The 1846-nt window shown below is 59.3% G+C and carries 1 pseudogene; it reads right to left on the bottom strand.

Going from position 1 to position 1846, the window contains the following annotated elements:
* Positions 1-831: pseudogene (locus QJT78_RS50810) on the bottom strand (IS701-like element ISBj6 family transposase); the annotation flags it as partial.
* Positions 832-1846: the final 1015 nt, after the last annotated feature.

The following is a 1846-nucleotide window of genomic DNA, read 5'->3' as shown; positions in this document are numbered from 1 at the left end:
TTTGGCGCTGGCCAGCATTTGTTCTGCCGCAATCGATAAGATATCGGGCACGTGGTGCTTTCGTGGTTTGCCACGGACTTTGGTGATCGGCCAAATGAGCTTCACATCGACGGGATACACTTTCTGGTGCCGAGGGATACCGACCGCCCAGGCCAGCCCGCGCTCTGTTAGCCCTTGTCGAAACGGTGCGCTGAGGCCGTATCCTGCATCCGCCAGCACACATCCAAAGCGCATGTTGGCTGCCATCGCGCGGTCAATCTCGGCCAAAGCGATCTCCGGCTTGGACCGTGGCGTTCGGTGTTCGATTGGCACGCGAGCGCGCTTCAAACGGGGCATGTCGCTTGTCCAGCTGTCAGGCAGAAAGAGACGTAACGCGACCATCACTGGCACTTCGCCGCGCGCAAGCGTTAAAGACACCAGCGTTTGGCAATTTGCAGTTTTACCGAGAGCCGATGCGTATTGCGCCGCAACACCGACCGATCGCTCACCCTTCTTCGGCAGTGAGGTGTCATCAATAACCAGCACCGCATCCCTGCCGCCGACGAGTCGGTCCGCCTGGTTGAGCAGCTCTGTCTCCAGCGGCGTCGCGTCCCAGACACCGTCGGCAATGAAATGGTGCAACTGGTCGTAGTTGCTCGTGACAAGGCGTTCCGCCATCGGCTGAACGCTCTTGCGATCGCCAGGACCGATCAATCCCGCAACATACAGAGGACACATCCGCTGCCGGGTCTTATGACCCAGCCGGTCCAAGAACGGCATCAGCCAGCGTTCGAGTTCGTCTTCCCATCCCGGCATGGTCAGCCCTCCAAGAGCCGACCACCCATGAATCATTGAAAAATTGATTCGGGAATCCTATAAAACGCGGCAAAATCAACAATCTGCCAAAGTAGTGCTAGTGAGGCTAGCAGCGAAATTCTGACCTACGTGCGCGGTCAGGCGCGCACTTGGATCGATCGGCCAACAGGTTGGCTGTGGCGTTTGTCGATCAGCGCTGAGTCATCCAATCTGAAGTCTTTGGAGACTCATGGCGTGGGGCGGTAGCCTGGTTAGGGCCGCGCGCTGATGCTGTAGAGGCTGTTGGTGTGATCGCCCGTATCCCCACAGATCGCGTCCGGAATCTTCGGATCGCCGCTGGCGGCAATAGCGGCGTGGCCGGAGCGGTTGGAATGCTGCTTCCCAGATCCGCTGGAGTGACTGGCGGAATTGCGGCGACCGCGTCACTTATCGACAGAATGATATGCCTCTCGGTCCCGATGATTGTTGCATCAAGAGCAAGCGGCGTGAATCTCGCATGCAACAGGACCGACCGGCGCAGCCGACATCGGACAGTCGATCGATGTTAACGAAGCGACGTATCACATGTGATCGGCGGGCGTCGATAGTTGCCTGAGATGGTCCGTCGTGACGGCCGGCCGCCGCGAGCAACCATGCGATCCGCACCCCTCGGATGCTACGAGGGTTGCGATGCTCAGTCGGTGGTTCATTGTCGTCAGCTTTTCGACAGGTGCTGCAGGTAGAGTCCCTGCGAGTTCGATGGGCGCGATATGCTCGCGCCGAGCCGCTGCGAAGGTGATGAGAGAGGGGGCTCATCGAGGCTGCCGGGGCTGGTGGCGAGAGGCATTCATTCGCTCACCATCGGGCCAAGGGTGCGGCCTGAAATGCTTCCTGTTGATGCGCGCATAACGCTCGCAGTTTTACCGCCTTCTTCGATGCAATCAGGAGTGAACTAAATGGTGTATCTTCCCGTGGCCGGTCTCCCCGTGGTCGGCGCACTCGATTCGACGGTGAATGGGGTGGGGTCAGAGGGGGTGGTTGCCAGCCCAGCTTTCAGCACACTGTTGGGACA

Source organism: Bradyrhizobium sp. Mp27 (genome assembly GCF_029953005.1).
GTDB lineage: Bacteria > Pseudomonadota > Alphaproteobacteria > Rhizobiales > Xanthobacteraceae > Bradyrhizobium > Bradyrhizobium barranii.
The sequence above is the reverse complement of the archived record's forward strand: the minus strand, read 5'-3'. Positions and strand labels throughout refer to the sequence as shown.